Origin of the sequence: Streptomyces galbus (assembly GCF_005280195.1) — a bacterium.
GTDB classification, from domain to species: Bacteria; Actinomycetota; Actinomycetes; order Streptomycetales; family Streptomycetaceae; genus Streptomyces; species Streptomyces galbus.
On record NZ_SZPR01000018.1, the window covers coordinates 214,862 to 234,281 of the forward strand.

Sequence of the window (19,420 nt, forward strand, 5' to 3'; positions counted from 1 at the left end):
CGGGGCCTACAGGAAGGTGTGCCCCTCGCCCCGGTACGTCGGCACGGTCGCCGTGACCCGGTCGCCCTCGACCAGGTGCAGGCTGTCGAACCGCTCGCACAGCTCACCGGCCTTCGCGTGCCGGAACCACACCTTGTCGCCGATCAGCAGGTCGTCCGCGGGGGAGCCGAGCAGCGGGGTCTGCACCTCGCCGGGACCCTCCTGCGGGTCGTAGCGCAGCCCCTCCGGCAGGTACGGCACCGGCAGCCGGTCCGCCCCCGCCGCGCCGGAGGCCGGGTAGCCGCCGCCCAGCACCGTCACCACGCCCACCCCGGGCCGCCGTACGACGGGCTGGGCGAACAGCGCGGCCGGACGCCCGCTGAACGACGTGTAGTTGTCGAACAGCCGCGGCACGTACAGCCCGGACCCGGCCGCGATCTCCGTCACCGCGTCCTCGGCCGCGGTGCTCTGCACACTGCCGGTGCCGCCGCCGTTGACGAACTCCAGGTCCGGTACGACGGCCCGCACCGCGCGCACCACCGCGGCCCGCCGCTCCACGAGTTCACGGCGCGCGGCCGCCTGCATCAGCCGGATCGCCCGGGAGCGCAGCGGCCGCCCCGCGAGCGCGTCCCCGACCCCCGCGATGTGCCCCTCGTACGCCATGATCCCCACGACCTCGAAGCCGGGCCGCCGGGACACCGCGCGGGCCAGCTCGGCGACCTCGGCGGGGGAGTGCAGCGGCGAGCGCCGGGCGCCGACCCGCACCCGGCCGCCGAGCAGCCGCAGGGCGGTGTCCAACTCCAGGCAGACCCGCACCACTTCACGGCCGTCGCCGCGCGCCGCGTCGATCAGGTCGAGCTGGGCGACGTCGTCGACCATGACCGAGACGGCCGAGGCCAGCTTGGGGTCGGCGGTGAGCTCGGCGAACCCGGCGCGGTCGGCGGACGGGTAGGCGAGCAGCACGTCGTCGAACCCGGACCGCGCGAGCCACAGCGACTCGGCCAGGGTGAACGACATGATCCCCGCGAACCCCTCCTTCGCCAGGACCCGTTCGAGCAGCGCGCGGCACCGCACGGACTTGCTCGCGACCCGGATCGGCTTGCCCCCGGCGCGGCGGAGCAAGTCCTCCGCGTTGGCGTCGAAGGCGTCCAGGTCCACGATCGCGAGAGGGGCGTCGAGGTGGGCGGTGGCCCGGTCGTAACGGGCCCGGTCGGCGGCGCGCGCAGTCATGGACGCAGCCTGCCAGACGCGATTACCGCGGGGTAGGGGGACGATCCGGGCAGATGCCCCGGGGTCGCCGACTGGTTCCCGCCGGACCAGCGACAAGCCGTAGAGTGACGCGCACGCACGACGGAACGACCCCGGCCGGACGCCCGCGCCGGGATGCCGGTCCGCCCGTGCGGGCAGGTATGCGTGCCCAGGGGCGGACGGTCGCGCCCGCGCGGGACGCAGGGCACGCGTCACACGGGGCCCGCGCAGGACGGACACGGCCCGGGCACGAGGAAACGGGGGGTGCATGAGCACGGAAGCACGCCGCGCCACGATCCCCCCGCGCCCCGACACCCCGCCCCGCCCCGCCCACCCGCCGGCCCCTGAAGCCGCGGTCGCCGCGGAGCCCGCGCCCCCGCACACCGAGGGCACGTCGGACCTGCCCCGGCCGTCGTCGGCCGCCGGACCCCGCTCGGCGGGGGCCTTCCCGACCCCCGGCGCCCCGTCCACCCCGCCCCGGCCCGCCGCCGCCCCGACCGGACCGGCGACGCCCGCGACCGCAGGGACACCCAAGGGCAGGGTGCCGGCCGGGACCGCCACGGCTCCCGTGTCCGGGACGCCCACGACCGCCCGCACCCCGGACCCGTCCCGCCCGTCGGCCCCGAGGGAGATACCTCCCGCCGCCCCGACCGGCATACGCCGGCCCCGGACCCCGGCCGAGCCCCCCGCTCCGGCGGACGCGCCGAGCGCACCCCGCCCGGACCGGGCGCCCGATGGGCGCGGCAGCCGCCCGGCCGGATCACCCGGGTCGCCGGAGCGCCTCACCCCCGCGTCGGCGGGCCGTGCCGCGGACCTCCGCGACGCGCCGCCGCCCGTCGCGTCCGCCCGCTTCCCCGACGCCCCTCCGACCGCCGGACGCCCCGGCGCGGGCTTCCCGCGCGGCGACGCCCCGGCCGAGCGCCGCACCACCCCCGCGCACGGCGTCTCCCCGGCCGCCGCCGACACGGCTCCCGCCGCCGCTCCCGGACGGCCCGGCACGACCGACGCGGGCCGCGCGCCCTCCTCCGGCAGCGCGTGGTCCCCGTTCTCCCGGGCCCGGACGCCCGGGGCCGCGCCGGGACACGACGAGGACGCGCCGCGCCCCTACGACGCCGCCCCTGGCCGCCTCGCGGCCGCCACCGGTACCCCGCCCGCCTGGACCCCTGCCGTCCCCGTACGCCACCCCGACTTCGCGGCCCCCGGCGCGCGCACCGCCGCCGACCCGCACCCCCCGGGCCCGGACCCCGCCCTCTCCTGGAGCGCGCCGCCGGCACCCGGCGGTTCCACGCGGCCGCACGTCACGTTCGCGCGACCCGAGGGTGTCGGCGACGCGGGACGCGGGGACGGCGCCCGGGGCCGGGTCGTCGCCGCGGCCGTCAGCATGGTGCTGGGGCTCGGACTCGTCGTCGGTGCCGCCACCGGTAGCTGGCTCGCCGGGGACGCCTCCGGCGCGGGCGAGCGCAGCGCCTACACGGCCGCCGCCGGCCTGTGGCACAGCGTGCCCGTCGACCGGCTCTTCCCGCCGAGCGTGACCGGGCGGGGCGCCGGCCCCGGCGGTGCCGACCGCACCTGGACCCGGATCGCCGTCGCGCCCGACGGCGGCTGCGCCGACGCGTTCGACCCGTTGCTGCGCCAGGTCCTGGCGCCCGTGGGCTGCTCCCGCCTGCTGCGCGCCACCTACACCGACGCCACGCAGAGCTACGTCACCACCGTCGGCCTGCTGTTCACGACGGCCGATCCCGCGGCGATGCGCGCCCTGGACACCCGGTTCGAGAAGGAGGGCCTGGGCCGCCGCACCGACCTGCTGCCCCGCCCCTACGCCGCCGCGGGCACGGCCGCCGCCGGGTTCGGCGACCGCCAGCGGGCCTCCTGGACGGTCTCCGTCCTCACCGACGCCCCGGTCGTGGTCTACGCCGTCTCGGGCTGGGCCGACGGCCGCACCGTCGCCGTACCGCAGCCCGCCGCCGAGGCCGCCGCGACCGGCGCCACCACCGCCCCCGCCCAGGCAGGGCTCGGCAACGAGGCCAAGGGCCTGGCCGACCGTGTCGAGCGCGGCCTGCGCACCACCGCCGCCTCCCCCTCGGAGCGGCCCTCATGACCGCCGGCCGCACGACCCTCAGGGCCGGCGTCGTCGGCTGCCTGCTGGCCGCCGCCGTCGCCCTCGTCCCGCCCACCGCCGCCCACGCGGACGGCATCCGCGGCCAGCAGTGGGCCCTGGACGCCCTGCACACCCAGGAGGCGTGGCAGACCACCCGCGGCAAGGGCGTCACCGTCGCCGTCCTGGACACCGGCGTCGAGGCCGATCACCCCGACCTGGCCGGCAACGTCCTGCCCGGCGAGGACCTGGTCGGCTTCGGCGCGACCGAGGGCGACCGCGCCTGGGCCCGCCACGGCACCGCGATGGCCGGGATCATCGCCGGCCACGGGCACGGCCCCGGGAACGGCGACGGCGTCCTGGGCATCGCCCCCGAGGCGAAGATCCTGCCGGTGCGGGTCATATTGGAGGACGGCGACCCGGCCCGCGCCCGTGCCCGCACCACCCGCGGCAACGCCCTCGCGGAGGGCATCCGCTGGGCCGCCGACCACGGCGCCGACGTCATCAACCTCTCCCTCGGCGACGACTCCGCCTCCGCACACCCCGAACCGGCCGAGGACGAGGCCGTCCAGTACGCCCTGCGCAAGGGCTCCGTGGTCGTCGCCTCCGCGGGCAACGGCGGCGAGAAGGGCGACCACATCTCCTACCCGGCCGCCTACCCGGGCGTCATCGCCGCCACGGCCGTGGACCGCTTCGGCACCCGCGCCTCCTTCTCCACCCGCCGCTGGTACGCCACGGTCGCCGCCCCCGGCGTCAACGTGGTGATCGCCGACCCGGACCACAAGTACTACGAGGGCTGGGGCACCTCGGCCGCCTCCGCGTTCGTCTCCGGCGCGGCCGCCCTGATCAGGGCGGCCCACCCGGACCTGACCCCGGCCCAGGTCAAGAAGCTGCTGGAAGCCACCGCCCGCAACCCCCCGAGCGGCGGCCGCGACGACTCCCGCGGCTACGGCTTCATCGACCCGGCGGCCGCCCTCAGGGCCGCGGCGAAGCTGAAGCCCGAGGGCCTGACGACCCAGTCCTACGGCGAGAAGTACTTCGGTCCGGGCCCCGACGAGCCCGGCCGCGCCGACGGCACCGCGGACTGGGCGGGCCCCCTGGCGGGCGGCACGGGCGCCGTCCTGCTGGTCGCCGGCGTGGTCCTGTGGCGGGGCCGCCGCCGCGGCGCCGACCGGACCCCGCCGGGACACGACTACTAGCCACCGGGACCGCCGTCGCCGGAGGACAGGCCCTGACCCTCCGCGACCCCCGCGAGCGCCGTCACCGCCGCCCGTGCTGCCGCCTCGACCAAGGCGATCCCGTCCTCCTGGGCGGCCGTGCCGTTCGACAGCACGGCGACCAGGTACGAACGGCCCCCGGCCGTGATCCGCCCGATGCTGTTGACGTCCCACAACCCGGTCGTGCTCCGCGGCAGCCAGCCGTTCTTCAGCGCCCACGCCGACCCGTCGGCCGCCGCCGAGACCCCCCACCGCTGCCCCTCGGCTATCCGCCCCATCAGCCCCTGCAGGTACGCACGGGAGGCGGCGGTGAGTTCGGACCCCTCGCCCCCGGAGCCCCCGAACACCTGGCGCAGCAGCGTCAGTTGGTCCGCGGCCGTGGTCTGCGTCAGTCCCCACAGCGCACCCTCGCCGCCGGAGGTCGCGGTCAGGCCGAACCGCGCGTTCGCCGCGTCCAGCCCCTCGGCCCGCCCGATGGCGTCCCACAGCGCCGACGCGGAGGCGTTGTCGCTGTGCTCGATCATCGCGGTGGCGTACGTCCTCTCCTGCGCCGTCAGCGGCCGCCCCGCGTCCTGGGCCCGGAGCAGCAGGGCCGCCAGGATGTCGACCTTGACGATGCTGGCGGTGTCGAAGGCCGCGTCGCCGTACACCGCGCCGGCGCCGGAGACCACGTCCAGGACGGCCACGGACACCTTCGCGCCGTCCGGTACGTCCACGGACCCCATCGCCGCCCTCAGGACGGCGTCGTGGTCGGTCGCGGACTCCGCCACGGGCTCCACCGCCGCCTCCCCGCTCGCCGACCCCGCGGGCGACGGTACCGCGGTCGTGCCCGGGTGCGCCCCGGCCCGCATCCACACCGTGCCGCCGGCGGTCGCACCGGCGACGGCGACCACGGCGAGGGCCGTGCACAGCAGCAGGCGGCGGCTCCGCGAGGGCCTGGCACGGCGGCGCCTCGGGGCAGTGGGGGCAGTGGGGGACTCCATGCCGGCGATGCTGGAGCCGGGCGCTGTGCCCGCCGTGGGACGGGGGTGAGAACCGCGTCAGGGGGCGCTGAGAAAAGCGTGAACGCGGTGATCCCGGGGCGTCCCGCCCCGCACGAGCCGTGCCGCGTCCCCCCGATAGGGTCGGGACCGTGGCGAACAAGAACATCCCCGACCCCGGCTTCTCCGACGACGACGGCTCCGCCGACCCCCGGCTGAGCGCCGCGCTGGCCGCCTGGGCCGAGGACCGCACGGCCGTCGGGCCCGTCCTGGCCGCGCTGCGCGGCGCCCGGCTCCTGGTGCCCGTCGTCGCCGTGCTCGGCGAGGTCGAGGAGGACGAGAACGGCCTGCGCCGCGAGAAGACCTCCGACATGGCCGTGCCCACCCTGAAGGCCGGCGGCCGCACCGCCCTGCCCGCCTTCACCTCCACCGGGTCGCTCGCCCGCTGGGACCCGGCGGCCCGCCCCGTCGCCGTACCACTGCACCAGGCGCTCCGGGCCGCCGCCCACGAGAAGGCCGACACGGTCGTGCTGGACCTGGCCGGGCCCGTGCCCTTCGAGCTGACCGGGCCGGCCCTGCTCGCGCTCGCCGAGGGCCGCACCAGCACCGACCCGCTCACCGACCCGGCGGTGGTCGACGCCGTCCGCTCGGCCGTCGCCGCGGAGCCAGCCGTCCTGCGCGCCCACCTCGGCCCCGGACAGGCCGACGGCACGCTCGCCCTGGTGCTGGACCCGGCCGCGGCGCCCGCCGAGGCCGCCCGCGCGGTCGCCGGACGCCTGGCCGCCGACGAGACACTGAGGGCCCGCCTCGTGCGCGGCCTCGACCTGGCACTGCTGCCGGCCTCGGCCACGCCTCCGGGCGAGCCCCTGTACGTGCGTGACGCGGACGCCACGTAGGCGACGTACGCGGCGTGCGCGGGCGAGCCGCTAGCCGTAGATCGGCCCCGTGTACTTCTCGCCCGGTCCCTGGCCCGGCTCGTCCGGGACGACCGACGCCTCGCGGAAGGCCAGCTGCAGCGACTTCAGGCCGTCGCGCAGCGGGGCCGCGTGGAACGAGCTGATCTCCGTCGCGGACGCGTCCAGCAGACCGGCGAGGGCGTGCACCAGCTTGCGGGCCTCGTCCAGGTCCTTGTACGCGTCGCCCTCCTCGGTCAGCCCGAGCTTCACCGCGGCGGCGCTCATGAGGTTCACGGCGACCGTCACGATCACCTCGACGGCGGGGACCTCGGCGATGTCCCGGGTCATCTCGTCGAAGTCGGGGGCGGGGGACTGGGGAGGGGTGTCACTCATGTCCCACACGATAGGCCCCGGACCACGCCGGTTCGCACCACCCCCGGGCAGCTGCTAACCTTGTGTGACGACCGGCCGGACACTCGCGTGCTCGGCCCACAAGTGGAGGCTCCGCACTCCCACCTACCGCCCCCCGGGCGGCGGGTCACCCGGTCAGACGGCCGCCATCGTTCCGTACGGACGATGGAGCGCCGTCCGAAAGTGCGCCCCGCGATCTCGCGGCGGTGCTCCGGTAGTGCGAGGAGCCCCGCCTGTGATCGTCCGGGGCATTTTTTCTGCTTCGGCGCGGTTAGGTCTTACGAAAACAGACGTTACGCGGCGCTCAAGCCAGAGGGTCGCGTGGTGCTACCGAGGAGGATCCATCAGCGCCGAGCCCCGCATCAACGACCGGATTCGCGTTCCCGAGGTGCGACTTGTCGGTCCCAGTGGCGAGCAGGTCGGCATCGTGCCGCTCGCGAAGGCACTGGAGCTTGCGCAGGAGTACGACCTGGACCTGGTCGAGGTCGCGGCGAACGCCCGCCCGCCGGTCTGCAAGCTCATGGACTACGGGAAGTTCAAGTACGAGTCGGCCATGAAGGCCCGTGAGGCGCGCAAGAACCAGGCGCACACGGTCATCAAGGAGATGAAGCTCCGGCCGAAGATCGACCCGCACGACTATGACACCAAGAAGGGTCACGTCGTCCGGTTCCTCAAGCAGGGCGACAAGGTCAAGATCACGATCATGTTCCGTGGTCGCGAGCAGTCCCGGCCCGAGCTGGGCTACCGACTGCTCCAGCGGCTCGCGGAGGACGTCCAGGACCTCGGGTTCGTCGAGTCGAACCCGAAGCAGGACGGCCGGAACATGATCATGGTTCTCGGTCCGCACAAGAAGAAGACCGAGGCCATGGCCGAGGCCCGGCAGGCCCAGGAGGCTCGCAAGGCCGAGGCGAAGGCGAACCCGGGCAAGTCGCAGAACGCGGCCGACCCGGACGCCGTGAACGCCGAGGTCCACGACGAGGCTCCTGCCGAGGCTTCCGCCGAGGCGTGACCCCGGGGGACACCGTCCCCAGGACGTAATCGAAACTAGAGCGACGCTCCACCTGTGCCCGGTTCCAGGAACCGGGCACCGGAGCGCCACCGACGAGGAGAGAACGGCGCTATGCCGAAGAACAAGTCGCACAGCGGTGCCAGCAAGCGCTTCAAGATCACCGGCTCCGGCAAGGTGCTCCGCGAGCGCGCCGGCAAGCGCCACCTGCTCGAGCACAAGTCGTCCCGCGTGACGCGTCGCCTCACCGGCAACGCCGAGATGGCCCCGGGCGACGCCGCGAAGATCAAGAAGCTTCTCGGCAAGTGACGCCTCGGCGCCCGGTCCCCGGACCGGTGAGCGCCGTACGTCAGCAGGACCGGGACCCAATCGATTCCGGGCCGTGTGAGTCCACCCACGGCCCCGCTACAAGGAGCTAAACAAGTGGCACGCGTCAAGCGGGCAGTCAACGCCCACAAGAAGCGCCGGGCGATCCTCGAGCAGGCCTCCGGCTACCGCGGTCAGCGTTCGCGCCTGTACCGCAAGGCCAAGGAGCAGGTCACCCACTCGCTGGTCTACAACTACAACGACCGCAAGAAGCGCAAGGGCGACTTCCGCCAGCTGTGGATCCAGCGCATCAACGCCGCTGCCCGCGCGAACGGCATCACGTACAACCGCTTCATCCAGGGCCTGAAGGCCGCCAACGTCGAGGTGGACCGCAAGATCCTCGCCGAGCTGGCCGTCAACGACGCCGGTGCGTTCGCCGCGCTGGTCGAGGTCGCCCAGAAGGCCCTGCCGAGCGACGTCAACGCCCCGAAGGCCGCGTGACGCTGCGCCGGCACCAGCCGACGTGACCCCGAAGGACCCGCAGGCCCCCAGGCCTGCGGGTCCTTTGCTGCCGCCCCACGGATCGCCGCCCCCGCGCCGGGCCGGCCGCACGACGATGAAGGTGAACCAGGAATGCCCCCCGCCAGCCCCGAGCTGATCTCCCCCCGATCCCCCCGGGTCGCCGCCGCACGGCGTCTGGCCAGGCGGAACTTCCGGGGCAAGGAGCGGCTGTTCCTCGCGGAGGGACCGCAGGCCGTACGGGAGGCCGCCGCCTACGGCGCGGACACCCTCGTCGAGCTGTTCACCACCGTGGAGGCCGCCGAGCGCCACGCGGACATCGTCGGCGGGGCCCGCGCGGCCGGCGCCCGCGTCCACCTCGCGGACGAGCAGGTGATCGCCGACATCTCCACCACCGTCACCCCGCAGGGGCTCGTCGGGGTGTGCCGGTTCGTCGACACCCCCTTCGACGACGTCCTCGCCGCCCGGCCCCGCCTCGTCGCCGTGCTCGCCCACGTGCGCGACCCCGGCAACGCGGGCACCGTGCTGCGCTGCGCCGACGCCGCCGGAGCCGACGCCGTCGTCCTCACCGACGCCTCCGTCGACCTCTACAACCCCAAGGCCGTGCGCGCCTCCGTCGGCTCACTGTTCCACCTGCCGGTCGCCGTCGGCGTCCCCGTCGAGCGGGCCGTCGCCGGACTGAAGGACGCCGGGGTCCGCGTCCTCGCCGCCGACGGCGCGGGCGACCACGACCTCGACGACGAACTCGACCGGGGCACCATGGGCGGCCCCACCGCCTGGGTGTTCGGCAACGAGGCCTGGGGGCTGCCCGAGGAGACCCGGGCGCTCGCCGACGCCGTCGTCCGCGTCCCGATCCACGGGAAGGCCGAGAGCCTGAACCTGGCGACCGCCGCGGCCGTATGTCTGTACGCGTCGGCCCGTGCACAGCGCGCCTCCGGAGGGTGCCGTTCCGTCACCGGCGGCTAGTAGGGTGACCTGCTCGGGGATCCTCGTCTGGGAGGTGGGGTGCGGGGATGAGCGTGGGGACGAGCAGCACACCGGGTGGCCGGGACGCGCGGCACCCGCCGGGGGCCGCCCCGCCCGGCGCCGCCGCGTCCGCCCCGGACACCGACCCCGACGACCTCCCCGACGGGCTCGTCGTCGCGGACGAGCACGGCCGCGTCGTCCGCTTCAACGCCGCCGCCGAGCGCATCACCGCCACCCGGGCCGCCGACGCCCTCGGACAGCCGCTGGAGAAGGCGCTGCCGCTGGAGGACCTGGAGGGCCGGCGCTGGTGGCAGCTCACCGACCCCTACGGCGGACTCGCCATCCGGGTGCGCCAGCCCGAGCGCAACCTCCTGCTCCCCGGCGGCCGGGAGGTCCTCGTCACCGCCCGCTACGTCCGCGCCCGCCCCACCGGCCCCGTGCGGCGCGTCGTCGTCAGCCTGCGCGACACCGAGGCCCGCCGCCGCACCGAGCGCTCCCACGCCGAGCTGATCGCCACCGTCGCCCACGAACTGCGCTCGCCCCTGACCTCCGTGAAGGGCTTCACCGCCACCCTGCTCGCCAAGTGGCACCGTTTCACCGACGACCAGAAGCGCCTGATGCTGGAGACCGTCGACGCCGACGCCGACCGCGTCACCCGGCTCATCGCCGAACTGCTCGACATCTCCCGCATCGACAGCGGACGCCTGGAGGTGCGCCGCCAGCCCGTCGACATGGGCGCCGCCGTCGGCCGCCACATCCAGGCCTACGTCGCCGCCGGCCAGCCCGCCGACCGCTTCCTGCTGCGTATCGAGCAGCCCCTGCCCGCGCTGTGGGCCGACCCCGACAAGATCGACCAGGTGCTCAGCAACCTCATCGAAAATGCGGTGCGGCACGGCGAGGGAACCGTCACCATCGACATCACGCCCGCCGCGTCCCCCCGTGAGGGGGAGGACACCGGCACGTCGGTCACCGTGAGCGACGAGGGCGCCGGCATCCCGGAGGAGTCCATGAACCGCGTCTTCACCCGCTTCTGGCGGGGCAGCAAGCGCGGCGGCACGGGCCTCGGGCTGTACATCGTCAAGGGCATCGTGGAGGCCCACGGCGGTGTCATCACGGTCGGCCGCGCCCCCGGCGGCGGCGCCGAGTTCCGATTTACGTTGCCCGTGGCGGCACCGGCGTACCTCACCTGAGACCCGGCCCCGGCCCCACGGGCGCATTCGCTCACCTCAACCCCGTTAGACTCGGCGTTTGGCACCTTTGTGTCCTGCACACGGCCCTTGGAGCGACGCAGAGCCGGTCACGGGGACCATCCGCCAGCCAACGGAAGCACGGGAAGAGATGTCGGCACCCAATAAGTCGTACGACCCAGTCGAGGTCGAGGCGTTGAAACCGGAAGAGATCGAGCGCATGCGGGACGAGGCGCTCGCCGCCTTCGCCGCCGCGGACTCCCTCGACGCGCTCCAGGAGGCCAAGGTCGCCCACACCGGGGGCACCTCCCCGCTGGCGCTCGCCAACCGCGAGATCGGCGCCCTGCCCCCGCACGCCAAGGCCGACGCCGGCAAGCGCGTGGGCCAGGCCCGCGGCGCCGTGAACAAGGCCCTCGCCGCCCGCCAGGCCGAGCTGGAGGCCGAGCGCGACGCCCGCGTGCTGGTCGAGGAGTCGGTGGACGTCACCCTGCCGTACGACCGCGTCCCGGCCGGCGCCCGCCACCCGCTCACCACGCTCTCGGAGCGCATCGAGGACATCTTCGTGGCCATGGGCTACGAGGTCGCCGAGGGCCCCCAGGTCGAAGCCGAGTGGTTCAACTTCGACGCCCTGAACATCGGCCCGGACCACCCGGCCCGCGGCGAGGCGGACACCTTCTTCGTGCAGGGCCCGGACGGCGGCGCCGACTCGGGCGTGGTGCTGCGCACCCACACCTCGCCCGTGCAGATCCGCTCCCTGCTGGAGCGCGAGCTGCCGGTCTACGTGATCTGCCCCGGCCGCGTGTACCGCACCGACGAGCTGGACGCCACGCACACCCCGGTCTTCCACCAGGTCGAGCTGCTCGCCGTCGACGAGGGCCTGACCATGGCCGACCTCAAGGGCACCCTGGACCACATGGTCCAGTCGCTGTTCGGCGAGGGCATGAAGACCCGGCTGCGGCCGAACTTCTTCCCGTTCACCGAGCCGTCCGCCGAGATGGACATGGTGTGCTACGTCTGCCGCGGCGAGTCCGTCGGCAACCCGGACCGCCCCTGCCGCACCTGCTCCTCCGAGGGCTGGATCGAGCTGGGCGGCTGCGGCATGGTCAACCCGCGGGTGCTCACCGCCTGCGGCGTCGACCCGGAGAAGTACAGCGGCTTCGCCTTCGGGTTCGGCATCGAGCGGATGCTGATGTTCCGCCACAACGTCGAGGACATGCGAGACATGGTCGAGGGTGACGTCCGGTTCACCCGGCCGTTCGGGATGGAGATCTGATGCGGGTCCCGCTTTCCTGGCTGCGGGAGTACGTCGACCTGCCGGCCACCGAGACCGGCCGCGACGTCCAGGCCAAGCTGATCTCGGCGGGTCTGGAGGTCGAGACGGTCGAGCAGCTCGGCCACGACCTCAAGGGCCCCCTGGTGGTGGGCCAGGTGCTCACCATCGAGGAGCTGGAGGGCTTCAAGAAGCCGATCCGCTTCTGCACCGTCGACGTCGGCGCGGCCAACGGCACGGGTGAGCCCCAGGAGATCGTCTGCGGCGCCCGCAACTTCGCCGTCGGCGACAAGGTCGTGGTCGTGCTCCCCGGCGCGGTGCTGCCCGGCGGCTTCGCCATCGCCGCGCGCAAGACCTACGGCAAGACCTCCCACGGCATGATCTGCTCCAGCGACGAGCTGGGCATGGGCGACGACGGCAGCAAGGGCATCATCGTGCTGCCGCCCGAGACCGAGGTCGGCCGGGACGCCGTCGAACTGCTCGAACTGGTCGACGAGGTCCTGGACATCGCCGTCACCGCCAACCGCGGCGACTGCCTGTCCATCCGCGGCGTCGCCCGCGAGACCGCCATCGCCTACGGCCTGCCGCTGCGCGACCCCGCGCTGCTCGACGTGCCCGCGCCCAACGCGTACGGCTACCCGGTCCAGGTCACCGACCCGGCCGGCTGCGACCGCTTCACCGCCCGCACGGTCAGCGGCCTCAGCCCCGAGGCCCGCTCGCCGATCTGGCTCCAGCGCCGGCTGCAGAAGGTCGGCATGCGCCCGATCTCGCTCGCCGTCGACGTCACCAACTACGTGATGATGGAGCTGGGCCAGCCCCTGCACGCCTACGACCGCACGCTGGTCCAGGGCACCATCGGCGTGCGCCGCGCCCAGGAGGGCGAGAAGCTCGTCACCCTCGACGGCGTCGAGCGCACCCTGCACGCCGAGGACCTGGTCATCACCGACGACCGCGGCCCCATCGGCCTCGCGGGCGTGATGGGCGGCGCCAACACCGAGATCGCCGACCACGACGACCTCGAGAACGCCACCAGCGACGTCGTGATCGAGGCGGCGCACTTCAACGCGGTCTCCATCGCCCGGACGGCCCGCCGCCACAAGCTGTCCTCGGAGGCGTCCCGCCGCTTCGAGCGGGGCGTCGACCCGCAGGCCGCGGCGGCCGCCGCGCAGCGCACCGTCGACCTGCTGGTCCTGCTCGCGGGCGGCACGGCCGACGCCGGCGTCACCGAGATCGTCGCGCCGTCGGCGCCGCACACGATCACCGTCCCGGCGAACCACCCCGACCGCGTCGCGGGCGTCGACTACGGCCGCGAGACCGTGGTGCGCCGGCTGCAGGAGATCGGCTGCGACGTGTACGGGCAGGACGAGCTGATCGTCACCGCCCCGTCCTGGCGGCCCGACCTCCTGGAGGCCAACGACCTGGCGGAGGAGGTCATCCGCCTGGAGGGCTACGAGAACCTGCCCTCCACGCTGCCCAAGCCGCCCTCCGGCCGCGGCCTGACCCACCGCCAGCGGCTGCACCGCCGCGTCGGCCGCGCCCTGGCCGGCGCCGGCTACGTCGAGGCGCCGAACTACCCCTTCGTCAGCGAGCAGGTGTTCGACCAGCTCGGCCTCGAGGCCGACGACCCGGCCCGCCGGGTCGTGAAGCTGGTCAACCCGCTCAACGACGAGGAGCCGGCGCTGCGCACCTCGCTGCTGCCGGGCCTGCTCGGCGCGCTGCGGCGCAACGACGGCCGTGGCTCGCACGACCTGGCCCTCTTCGAGACCGGCCTGGTCTTCCAGCCGCGCGAGGAGCAGCGGGCCGCCGGGCACCTGCCCGTCGACCGGCGGCCCACCGACGAGGAGCTCGCCGCGCTCGACGCCGTGCTCCCCGAGCAGCCGCGCCACGTCGCCGTGGTCCTCGCGGGCGCCCGCGAGCAGGCCGGCTGGTGGGGCGAGGGCCGCCCGGCCGGCTGGGCCGACGCGGTCGAGGCGGGCCGCCTGGCCGCGCGCGAGGCCGGTGCCGCACTCGGCGTCCGCAAGGGCCAGTACGGTCCGTGGCACCCGGGCCGGTGCGCCGAGTTCGTGGTCGTCCTGGACGGCGCGGAGCGGGTCGTCGGCCACGCCGGCGAGCTGCACCCGCGCGTGCTGAAGGCGCTGGGGCTGCCCGCGCGCACCTGCGCGATGGAGATCGACCTGGACGTCCTGGAGCGGGTCGGCGACGACACGCCGCAGGCGCCCGGCATCTCCACGTTCCCCGTCGCCACGCAGGACGTCGCCCTGGTGGTCGACAAGCCGGTCCCGGCCGCCGAGGTGGAGGCCGCGCTGCGCGAGGGCGCCGGTGCACTCCTGGAGGCCATCCGGCTGTTCGACGTGTACGAGAACGAGGAGCAGCTCGGCGACGGCAAGAAGTCCCTGGCCTACGCGCTGCGGTTCCGCGCGGCGGACCGGACGCTCACCGTGGACGAGGCCTCGGCGGCCCGCGACGCCGCCGTCGCCCTCGCCGGGGAGCGCACCGGAGCGGTGCTGCGGGGCTGATCCGTCCCCCGCAGGGGTCCCGCAGGCGGCCGGTCACGACGCGTTCGTGGCCGGCCGCCCGCGTGCGGACGCCGGGCCGCCAGTTGTACGAGGGGGAGCCGGCGGCCCGGCACCTCAGTCAACCGGCCCGGCCACACAGCGCGACAGCGCGCACACGCGCCGGATGCGCGCACTCCGTTCACACCCCGTGTGAAGGCGGACGCACTACCCTGTCCGCACTGAACCACCCGGGGGGCACCCATGCAGCCCAACACTCTCCTCGACGCGATCCTGGACGAGGCGGGGATCTCCCACGCCGGCCTCGCCGCCCACGTCAACCAGGCCGGACGCGCCCGAGGGCTCCAGCTCCGCTACGAACACACCGCCGTGGCCCGCTGGCTGAAGGGCCAGCGGCCGCGCGGCCAGGTCCCCGACCTGATCTGCGAGGTGCTCGCCGCCCGGCTGCACCGCACGGTCACCCTCGACGACATCGGCCTCGGTGTGCCGGGGGAGCCGGCCGGCCCGCACGGCACCTCCCTGTCCGGCTTCGTCGAGCGGGCCACCGCGCTGTGGCGCTCCGACGAGCAGCAGCGCCCCCACCTCCTCGGCGCCCCCGCGGTCACCGGGACGCCGGCCGTGATGCCGGTGTGGGAGTGGGAGAACCCGCCCGAGGACGTCGACGTCTCCCGCGGGGGCCGGCACCGGGTCACCCCGGCCGACCTGGACACCCTGCGCGCGGCCCGCAGCCACTACGAGCTGATGTACCGCAAGGCGGGCGGCATCGCGACCCGGTCCCGCATAGTCGGCTTCCTCAACGCCGAGGCCGCGCCGCTGCTGCGCGGCAGCTACACCGACGCCACCGGTCGCCAACTGCACCGCGCCACGGGCGGGCTGGTGGCGATCGCCGGGATCTGCGCGTACGACTCCGACGCGCACGGGCTCGCCCAGCGCTACTTCCACCAGGCGCTGCGGCTGGCCAAGGCCAGCGGCGACCGGGGACTCGGGGCGTACGTGATCGCGCTGCTGGTCAACCAGGCGCTGTTCCTGCGGGAGTTCCGCCAGGCCGTCGCGTTCGCGGAGGCCGCGCTGCGGGCCGCGGGCAAGCACATCACCCCCGCGCTCGCCTCCGATCTGTACGCGATGCAGGCCAAGGCGTACGCGCACCTCGGTGACGGCACGAGCGCGCTCTCCTGCATCCGGCGGGCGGAGACGGCGGCCGAGCACATCCGGCGCGGGTACGAACCCGACGAGACCGGCTACGTCCAGCCGGGCCTGGTCAACGTCCAGGTGGCGGAGGCCCTGTTGAGCCTCGGCGAGCTGGCCGCGGCCGCCGAGCACGCGGCGGCCGCGGTGGACACTCCGGCGCACGACCGGGGCCGGGTGCACCGGCTGGCCATGCTCAGCACGATCGAGCTGCGCCAGGGCCACGCCGACCGGGCGGTGGCGACGGCGGTGCGGATGGCCGAGGCGGCCCGCGGGATGGAGTCGCAGCGGCTGCGCGACCGGCTGCGCACGGTACGCGAGCACCTGGTGCGCAGCGGCTGCGCCGGAACGGCCGAGGCCGCCGAACTCATCGACGGAGCGCTGCGCGTGCCGATCTAGTGTGCCTCGGCGGAGACCGCTCGGCGGGGACCCATGGACCGGAAGCGCTCTGTGGGTCGTCCGCGTCCCTGCTGCGATATTGCCCCTGACTCGACGGAAGGTGGCAGAACCGTGCAGTGGACGAAACAAAACGAACAAACCGTGTATGAGAACCGCTGGTTCCGGGTCAACCTGGCCGATGTGACGCTCCCGGACGGCCGGCACCTCGACCACTTCCTGATCCGCCTGCGGCCGGTCGCGGTGGCCACGGTCGTGAACGACGCCAACGAGGTCCTGCTCCTGTGGCGCCACCGCTTCATCACCGACAGCTGGGGCTGGGAACTGGCCGCCGGCGTCGTCGAGGACGGCGAGGACGTCGCCGGTGCGGCGGCCCGGGAACTGGAGGAGGAGACCGGCTGGCGGCCGGGGGCCCTGCACCACCTGATGACCGTGGAGCCGTCCAACGGCCTCAGTGACGCCCGGCACCACATCTACTGGTCGGACCGGGGCGAGTACCTCGGGCACCCGGTGGACGACTTCGAGTCGGACCGCCGCGCCTGGGTCCCGCTCAAGCTGGTCCCGGACCTGATCGCGCGGGGGGAGGTACCGGCCGCCAACATGGCGGCGGCGTTACTGCTCCTGCACCACCTCCGGCTCGGCTGACCGGCGGCGGCGCGACGCGGGGCACGGAACGGGCCCGGCACCCCAGGTGCCGGGCCCGTCACCCGCGTCAGCGCGGTCAGTACGTGTAGAAGCCCGAGCCGGTCTTGCGGCCCAGCCGGCCCGCGTCGACCATCCGCTGGAGCAGCGGGGGAGCGGAGTACAGCGGCTCCTTGTACTCGGCGTACATGGAGTTGGCGATGGAGACGATGGTGTCCAGACCGATCAGGTCGGACAGCTTCAGCGGGCCCATCGGGTGGGCGCAGCCCATCTCCATGCCGTTGTCGATGTCCTCGCGGCTGGCGATGCCCGACTCGAACATCCGGATCGCGGACAGCAGGTACGGCACCAGCAGCGCGTTCACCACGAAGCCCGAGCGGTCCTGGGCGCGGATCGCGTGCTTGCCGAGCACCTTCTCGGCGAAGACCTGCGCCCGGCTGAGCGTGCCCTCGGAGGTGGTGAGCGCCGGGATCAGCTCGACGAGCTGCTGCACCGGGGCCGGGTTGAAGAAGTGGATGCCGACGACGTGGTCGGGGCGCGAGGTGGCGACCGCCAGCTTGACCAGCGGGATGGAGGAGGTGTTGGAGGCGAGGATCGCGTCCGGGCGGGTCACCACCTGGTCGAGGACCTGGAAGATCTCCGTCTTGACCTGCTCGTTCTCGACGACCGCCTCGATGACCAGGTCGCGGTCGGCGAACTCGCCGAGGTCGGTGGTGAAGCTCAGGCGCGCCTGCGTGGCGTCCCGCTCCTCCGCCGTGATCTTGCCGCGCTCGGCGGCCTTCGCCAGGGAGTTGAACAGCCGGGTACGGCCGATCTCCAGGGCCTCGCCGGTGGTCTCGGCGACCTTGACGTCCAGACCGGCACGGGCGCAGACCTCGGCGATGCCCGCTCCCATCTGGCCGCAGCCCACCACTCCCACGCGTTCGATGTCGGTCACGTCGTCCCCTTTGCTGCGGTTTGCCGCATTCGCTGCGTCTCCGGCCGTCCGCGGGTCTCCCGGTACGGCGCCCTGCTCCGATCGTGCACGTTACTAGCAAGTATCGATGATCGATCGCCGGGGTGGGGGCATGCTGGGCGCCGACGCGATCCGTGACCGCACGGATCCACCGAGTCTCGGGGGCGTGTGCCCATGGGGAATCCGACCCGGCGGGCGTTCACACTGGCCGCGCTGGCCGCCGTCACCACGACCGCGTCGGCCGGCACCGGCACCGCCGCCGCCGCGGGCCGGCACCGGGCGGGACCGGCCGAGATGCGCGGCATGTGGCTGGCCACCGTCGCCAACCGCGACTGGCCCTCCCGCCCCGGCCTGAGCGCCGCCCGCCAGCGCGACGAGCTGCTCGGCCTGCTCGACCTCGCCGTCCGCAACCGCCTCAACACCGTGATGTTCCAGGTGCGGCCCACCGCCGACGCCCTGTGGCCGTCGCCGTACGAGCCCTGGTCGCAGGTGCTCACCGGCACCCAGGGCGAGTCGCCCGGCTGGGACCCGCTGGGCACGGCCGTCACCGAGGCCCACGCCCGCGGCCTGGAGCTGCACGCCTGGTTCAACCCGTACCGCGTCGCGACCCACTCCGACCTCGGCAGGCTGGTTCCCGAGCACCCCGCGCGCCGGCACCCCGAGTGGGTGGTGCCGTACGGCGGGAAGCTCTACTACAACCCGGGGCTGCCCGAGGTCCGCGCCTTCGTGCAGGACGCGATGCTCGACGCGGTCCGCCGCTACCCCCTCGACGCCGTCCACTTCGACGACTACTTCTACCCGTACCCGGTGGCCGGCCAGACCTTCGACGACGACGCCGCCTACGACGCCCACGGCGGCGGCCACCCCAGCCGGGCGGCCTGGCGGCGCGCCAACATCGACCTGCTGGTGCTGGAGACGGCCGAACGGATCAAGGCGATCCGCCCCACGACCCAGTTCGGGATCAGCCCCTTCGGCGTGTGGCGCAACGCCTCCACCGACCCGCTCGGCTCCGACACCCGCGCCCTGCAGTCGTACGACGACGTGTACGCCGACACCCGCAAGTGGGTCCGCGAGGGCTGGATCGACTACCTCGTGCCCCAGCTCTACTGGAACATCGGGCTGGCCGCGGCCGACTACGCCACGCTCGTGCCCTGGTGGGCGGACGTGGCCCGGGGCAGCCGGACCCGGCTCTACCTCGGCGAGGCCCTGTACAAGGCGGGCGACCCCGCGCAGCCCGCGGCCTGGCAGGATCCGGCGGAGCTGTCGGCCCACCTGACCCTGGCCGCTGACTTTCCGCAGGTGCGCGGGCACGTCTACTTCGCGGCCGGGGACGTGGCGGCGGACCGCGTGGGGGCGATGGCGCGGGTGGTGGCCGACCACTACGCCCTGCCGGCCGCGGCCCCGCGCCGGGCTACTGGTGCTGGTGTGCCTGCTCCGGGTGCCGGACCTCGCAGTCGGGGCCCGGTGACATGACGGCCTCGTGGCCGTCCGGGAAGCGGACGCGGTAGGGCGGGGTGCCCGCCGTGCCCAACACCTCGACGACCTGCGAGACCTGGTCGTGCTGACCGACCACCCTGCCGTGCTGGACGAGCTGGTCGCCCACCGATGCGCGCATCTGCCGGCCCTCCTCACGTCTACGGCGCCGTGTG

Annotated in this window: 18 protein-coding genes; 13 read left to right on the forward strand and 5 right to left on the reverse strand. The window is 74.5% G+C overall.

Translation table 11 applies throughout. The features are described from left to right. Positions 1 to 6: 6 nt before the first annotated feature. Positions 7 to 1,209 (reverse strand): amino acid deaminase/aldolase, encoded by a 1,203-nt coding sequence (locus E4U92_RS22150; protein ID WP_137302187.1) that lies wholly within the window; start codon positions 1,207 to 1,209, stop codon positions 7 to 9. Positions 1,210 to 1,495: 286 nt separating this feature from the next. On the opposite strand from E4U92_RS22150, the gene E4U92_RS36710 reads away from it, so the two are divergent. Then, on the forward strand, positions 1,496 to 3,325 hold the full coding sequence (locus tag E4U92_RS36710; protein ID WP_229862678.1) for a hypothetical protein: 1,830 nt from the start codon (positions 1,496 to 1,498) through the stop codon (positions 3,323 to 3,325). After that, positions 3,322 to 4,521 carry a type VII secretion-associated serine protease mycosin gene (mycP, locus tag E4U92_RS22160; protein WP_137302188.1) on the forward strand — a complete coding sequence of 400 codons (1,200 nt, stop codon included), beginning with the start codon at positions 3,322 to 3,324 and terminating at the stop codon, positions 4,519 to 4,521. The genes E4U92_RS36710 and mycP overlap by 4 nt, the downstream gene beginning before the upstream one ends. On the opposite strand, the gene E4U92_RS22165 is transcribed toward mycP, so the two are convergent. Continuing rightward, positions 4,518 to 5,522 carry a serine hydrolase gene (locus E4U92_RS22165; protein ID WP_137302189.1) on the reverse strand — a complete coding sequence of 335 codons (1,005 nt, stop codon included), beginning with the start codon at positions 5,520 to 5,522 and terminating at the stop codon, positions 4,518 to 4,520. The two genes, mycP and E4U92_RS22165, sit on opposite strands and share 4 nt — an antisense overlap. A gap of 149 nt (positions 5,523 to 5,671) precedes the next feature. Between E4U92_RS22165 and E4U92_RS22170 the strand changes: the two genes are divergently transcribed. Beyond that, positions 5,672 to 6,415 (forward strand): SseB family protein, encoded by a 744-nt coding sequence (locus E4U92_RS22170; protein ID WP_137302190.1) that lies wholly within the window; start codon positions 5,672 to 5,674, stop codon positions 6,413 to 6,415. 30 nt (positions 6,416 to 6,445) lie between these two features. On the opposite strand, the gene E4U92_RS22175 is transcribed toward E4U92_RS22170, so the two are convergent. Further along, positions 6,446 to 6,808, reverse strand: a complete 363-nt coding sequence (locus E4U92_RS22175; RefSeq protein ID WP_137302191.1) for a DUF1844 domain-containing protein — start codon at positions 6,806 to 6,808, stop codon at positions 6,446 to 6,448. Positions 6,809 to 7,169: 361 nt separating this feature from the next. On the opposite strand from E4U92_RS22175, the gene infC reads away from it, so the two are divergent. The 9 genes from infC (at position 7,170) to E4U92_RS22225 (ending at position 16,819) form a co-directional block, all read left to right on the forward strand. After that, positions 7,170 to 7,835: a translation initiation factor IF-3 gene (gene infC / locus E4U92_RS22185; RefSeq protein WP_137302382.1), complete on the forward strand. Its 666-nt coding sequence runs from the start codon at positions 7,170 to 7,172 to the stop codon at positions 7,833 to 7,835. Positions 7,836 to 7,946: 111 nt separating this feature from the next. After that, positions 7,947 to 8,141 (forward strand): 50S ribosomal protein L35, encoded by a 195-nt coding sequence (gene rpmI, locus E4U92_RS22190; RefSeq protein ID WP_003977225.1) that lies wholly within the window; start codon positions 7,947 to 7,949, stop codon positions 8,139 to 8,141. A 114-nt stretch (positions 8,142 to 8,255) separates the two neighbouring features. Then, positions 8,256 to 8,639: a 50S ribosomal protein L20 gene (gene rplT, locus E4U92_RS22195; RefSeq protein WP_004002577.1), complete on the forward strand. Its 384-nt coding sequence runs from the start codon at positions 8,256 to 8,258 to the stop codon at positions 8,637 to 8,639. Positions 8,640 to 8,771: 132 nt separating this feature from the next. After that, positions 8,772 to 9,623 (forward strand): TrmH family RNA methyltransferase, encoded by an 852-nt coding sequence (locus E4U92_RS22200; RefSeq protein ID WP_137302192.1) that lies wholly within the window; start codon positions 8,772 to 8,774, stop codon positions 9,621 to 9,623. A 47-nt stretch (positions 9,624 to 9,670) separates the two neighbouring features. Continuing rightward, positions 9,671 to 10,813, forward strand: coding sequence for a sensor histidine kinase (locus E4U92_RS22205; protein WP_137302193.1), 1,143 nt, complete (start codon positions 9,671 to 9,673; stop codon positions 10,811 to 10,813). Positions 10,814 to 10,961: 148 nt separating this feature from the next. Next, the gene (pheS, locus tag E4U92_RS22210) at positions 10,962 to 12,083 is read left to right on the forward strand and encodes a phenylalanine--tRNA ligase subunit alpha (RefSeq protein ID WP_137302194.1); all 1,122 of its coding nucleotides are present in this window, start codon (positions 10,962 to 10,964) and stop codon (positions 12,081 to 12,083) included. Beyond that, a complete protein-coding gene (gene pheT, locus E4U92_RS22215) occupies positions 12,083 to 14,596 on the forward strand; it encodes a phenylalanine--tRNA ligase subunit beta (protein WP_137302195.1) in 2,514 nt (837 codons plus the stop codon). The genes pheS and pheT overlap by 1 nt, the downstream gene beginning before the upstream one ends. Before the next feature lie 240 nt (positions 14,597 to 14,836). Next, entirely contained in the window at positions 14,837 to 16,177 is a 1,341-nt protein-coding gene (locus E4U92_RS22220) for an NsdA family TPR-like regulatory protein (RefSeq protein ID WP_137302196.1), read from the forward strand. 111 nt (positions 16,178 to 16,288) lie between these two features. Next, entirely contained in the window at positions 16,289 to 16,819 is a 531-nt protein-coding gene (locus tag E4U92_RS22225; RefSeq protein WP_137302197.1) for an NUDIX hydrolase, read from the forward strand. A 76-nt stretch (positions 16,820 to 16,895) separates the two neighbouring features. Here E4U92_RS22225 and E4U92_RS22230 read toward each other — a convergent pair whose 3' ends face one another. Then, a complete protein-coding gene (locus E4U92_RS22230) occupies positions 16,896 to 17,753 on the reverse strand; it encodes a 3-hydroxybutyryl-CoA dehydrogenase (RefSeq protein ID WP_137302198.1) in 858 nt (285 codons plus the stop codon). Between the two features lie 192 nt (positions 17,754 to 17,945). On the opposite strand from E4U92_RS22230, the gene E4U92_RS22235 reads away from it, so the two are divergent. Next, on the forward strand, positions 17,946 to 19,244 hold the full coding sequence (locus tag E4U92_RS22235) for a glycoside hydrolase family 10-like protein (RefSeq protein ID WP_137302199.1): 1,299 nt from the start codon (positions 17,946 to 17,948) through the stop codon (positions 19,242 to 19,244). Here the strand turns inward: E4U92_RS22235 and E4U92_RS22240 are convergent. Beyond that, positions 19,183 to 19,386: a DUF1918 domain-containing protein gene (locus E4U92_RS22240; RefSeq protein WP_137302200.1), complete on the reverse strand. Its 204-nt coding sequence runs from the start codon at positions 19,384 to 19,386 to the stop codon at positions 19,183 to 19,185. The two genes, E4U92_RS22235 and E4U92_RS22240, sit on opposite strands and share 62 nt — an antisense overlap. Between the last annotated feature and the right edge of the window lie 34 nt (positions 19,387 to 19,420).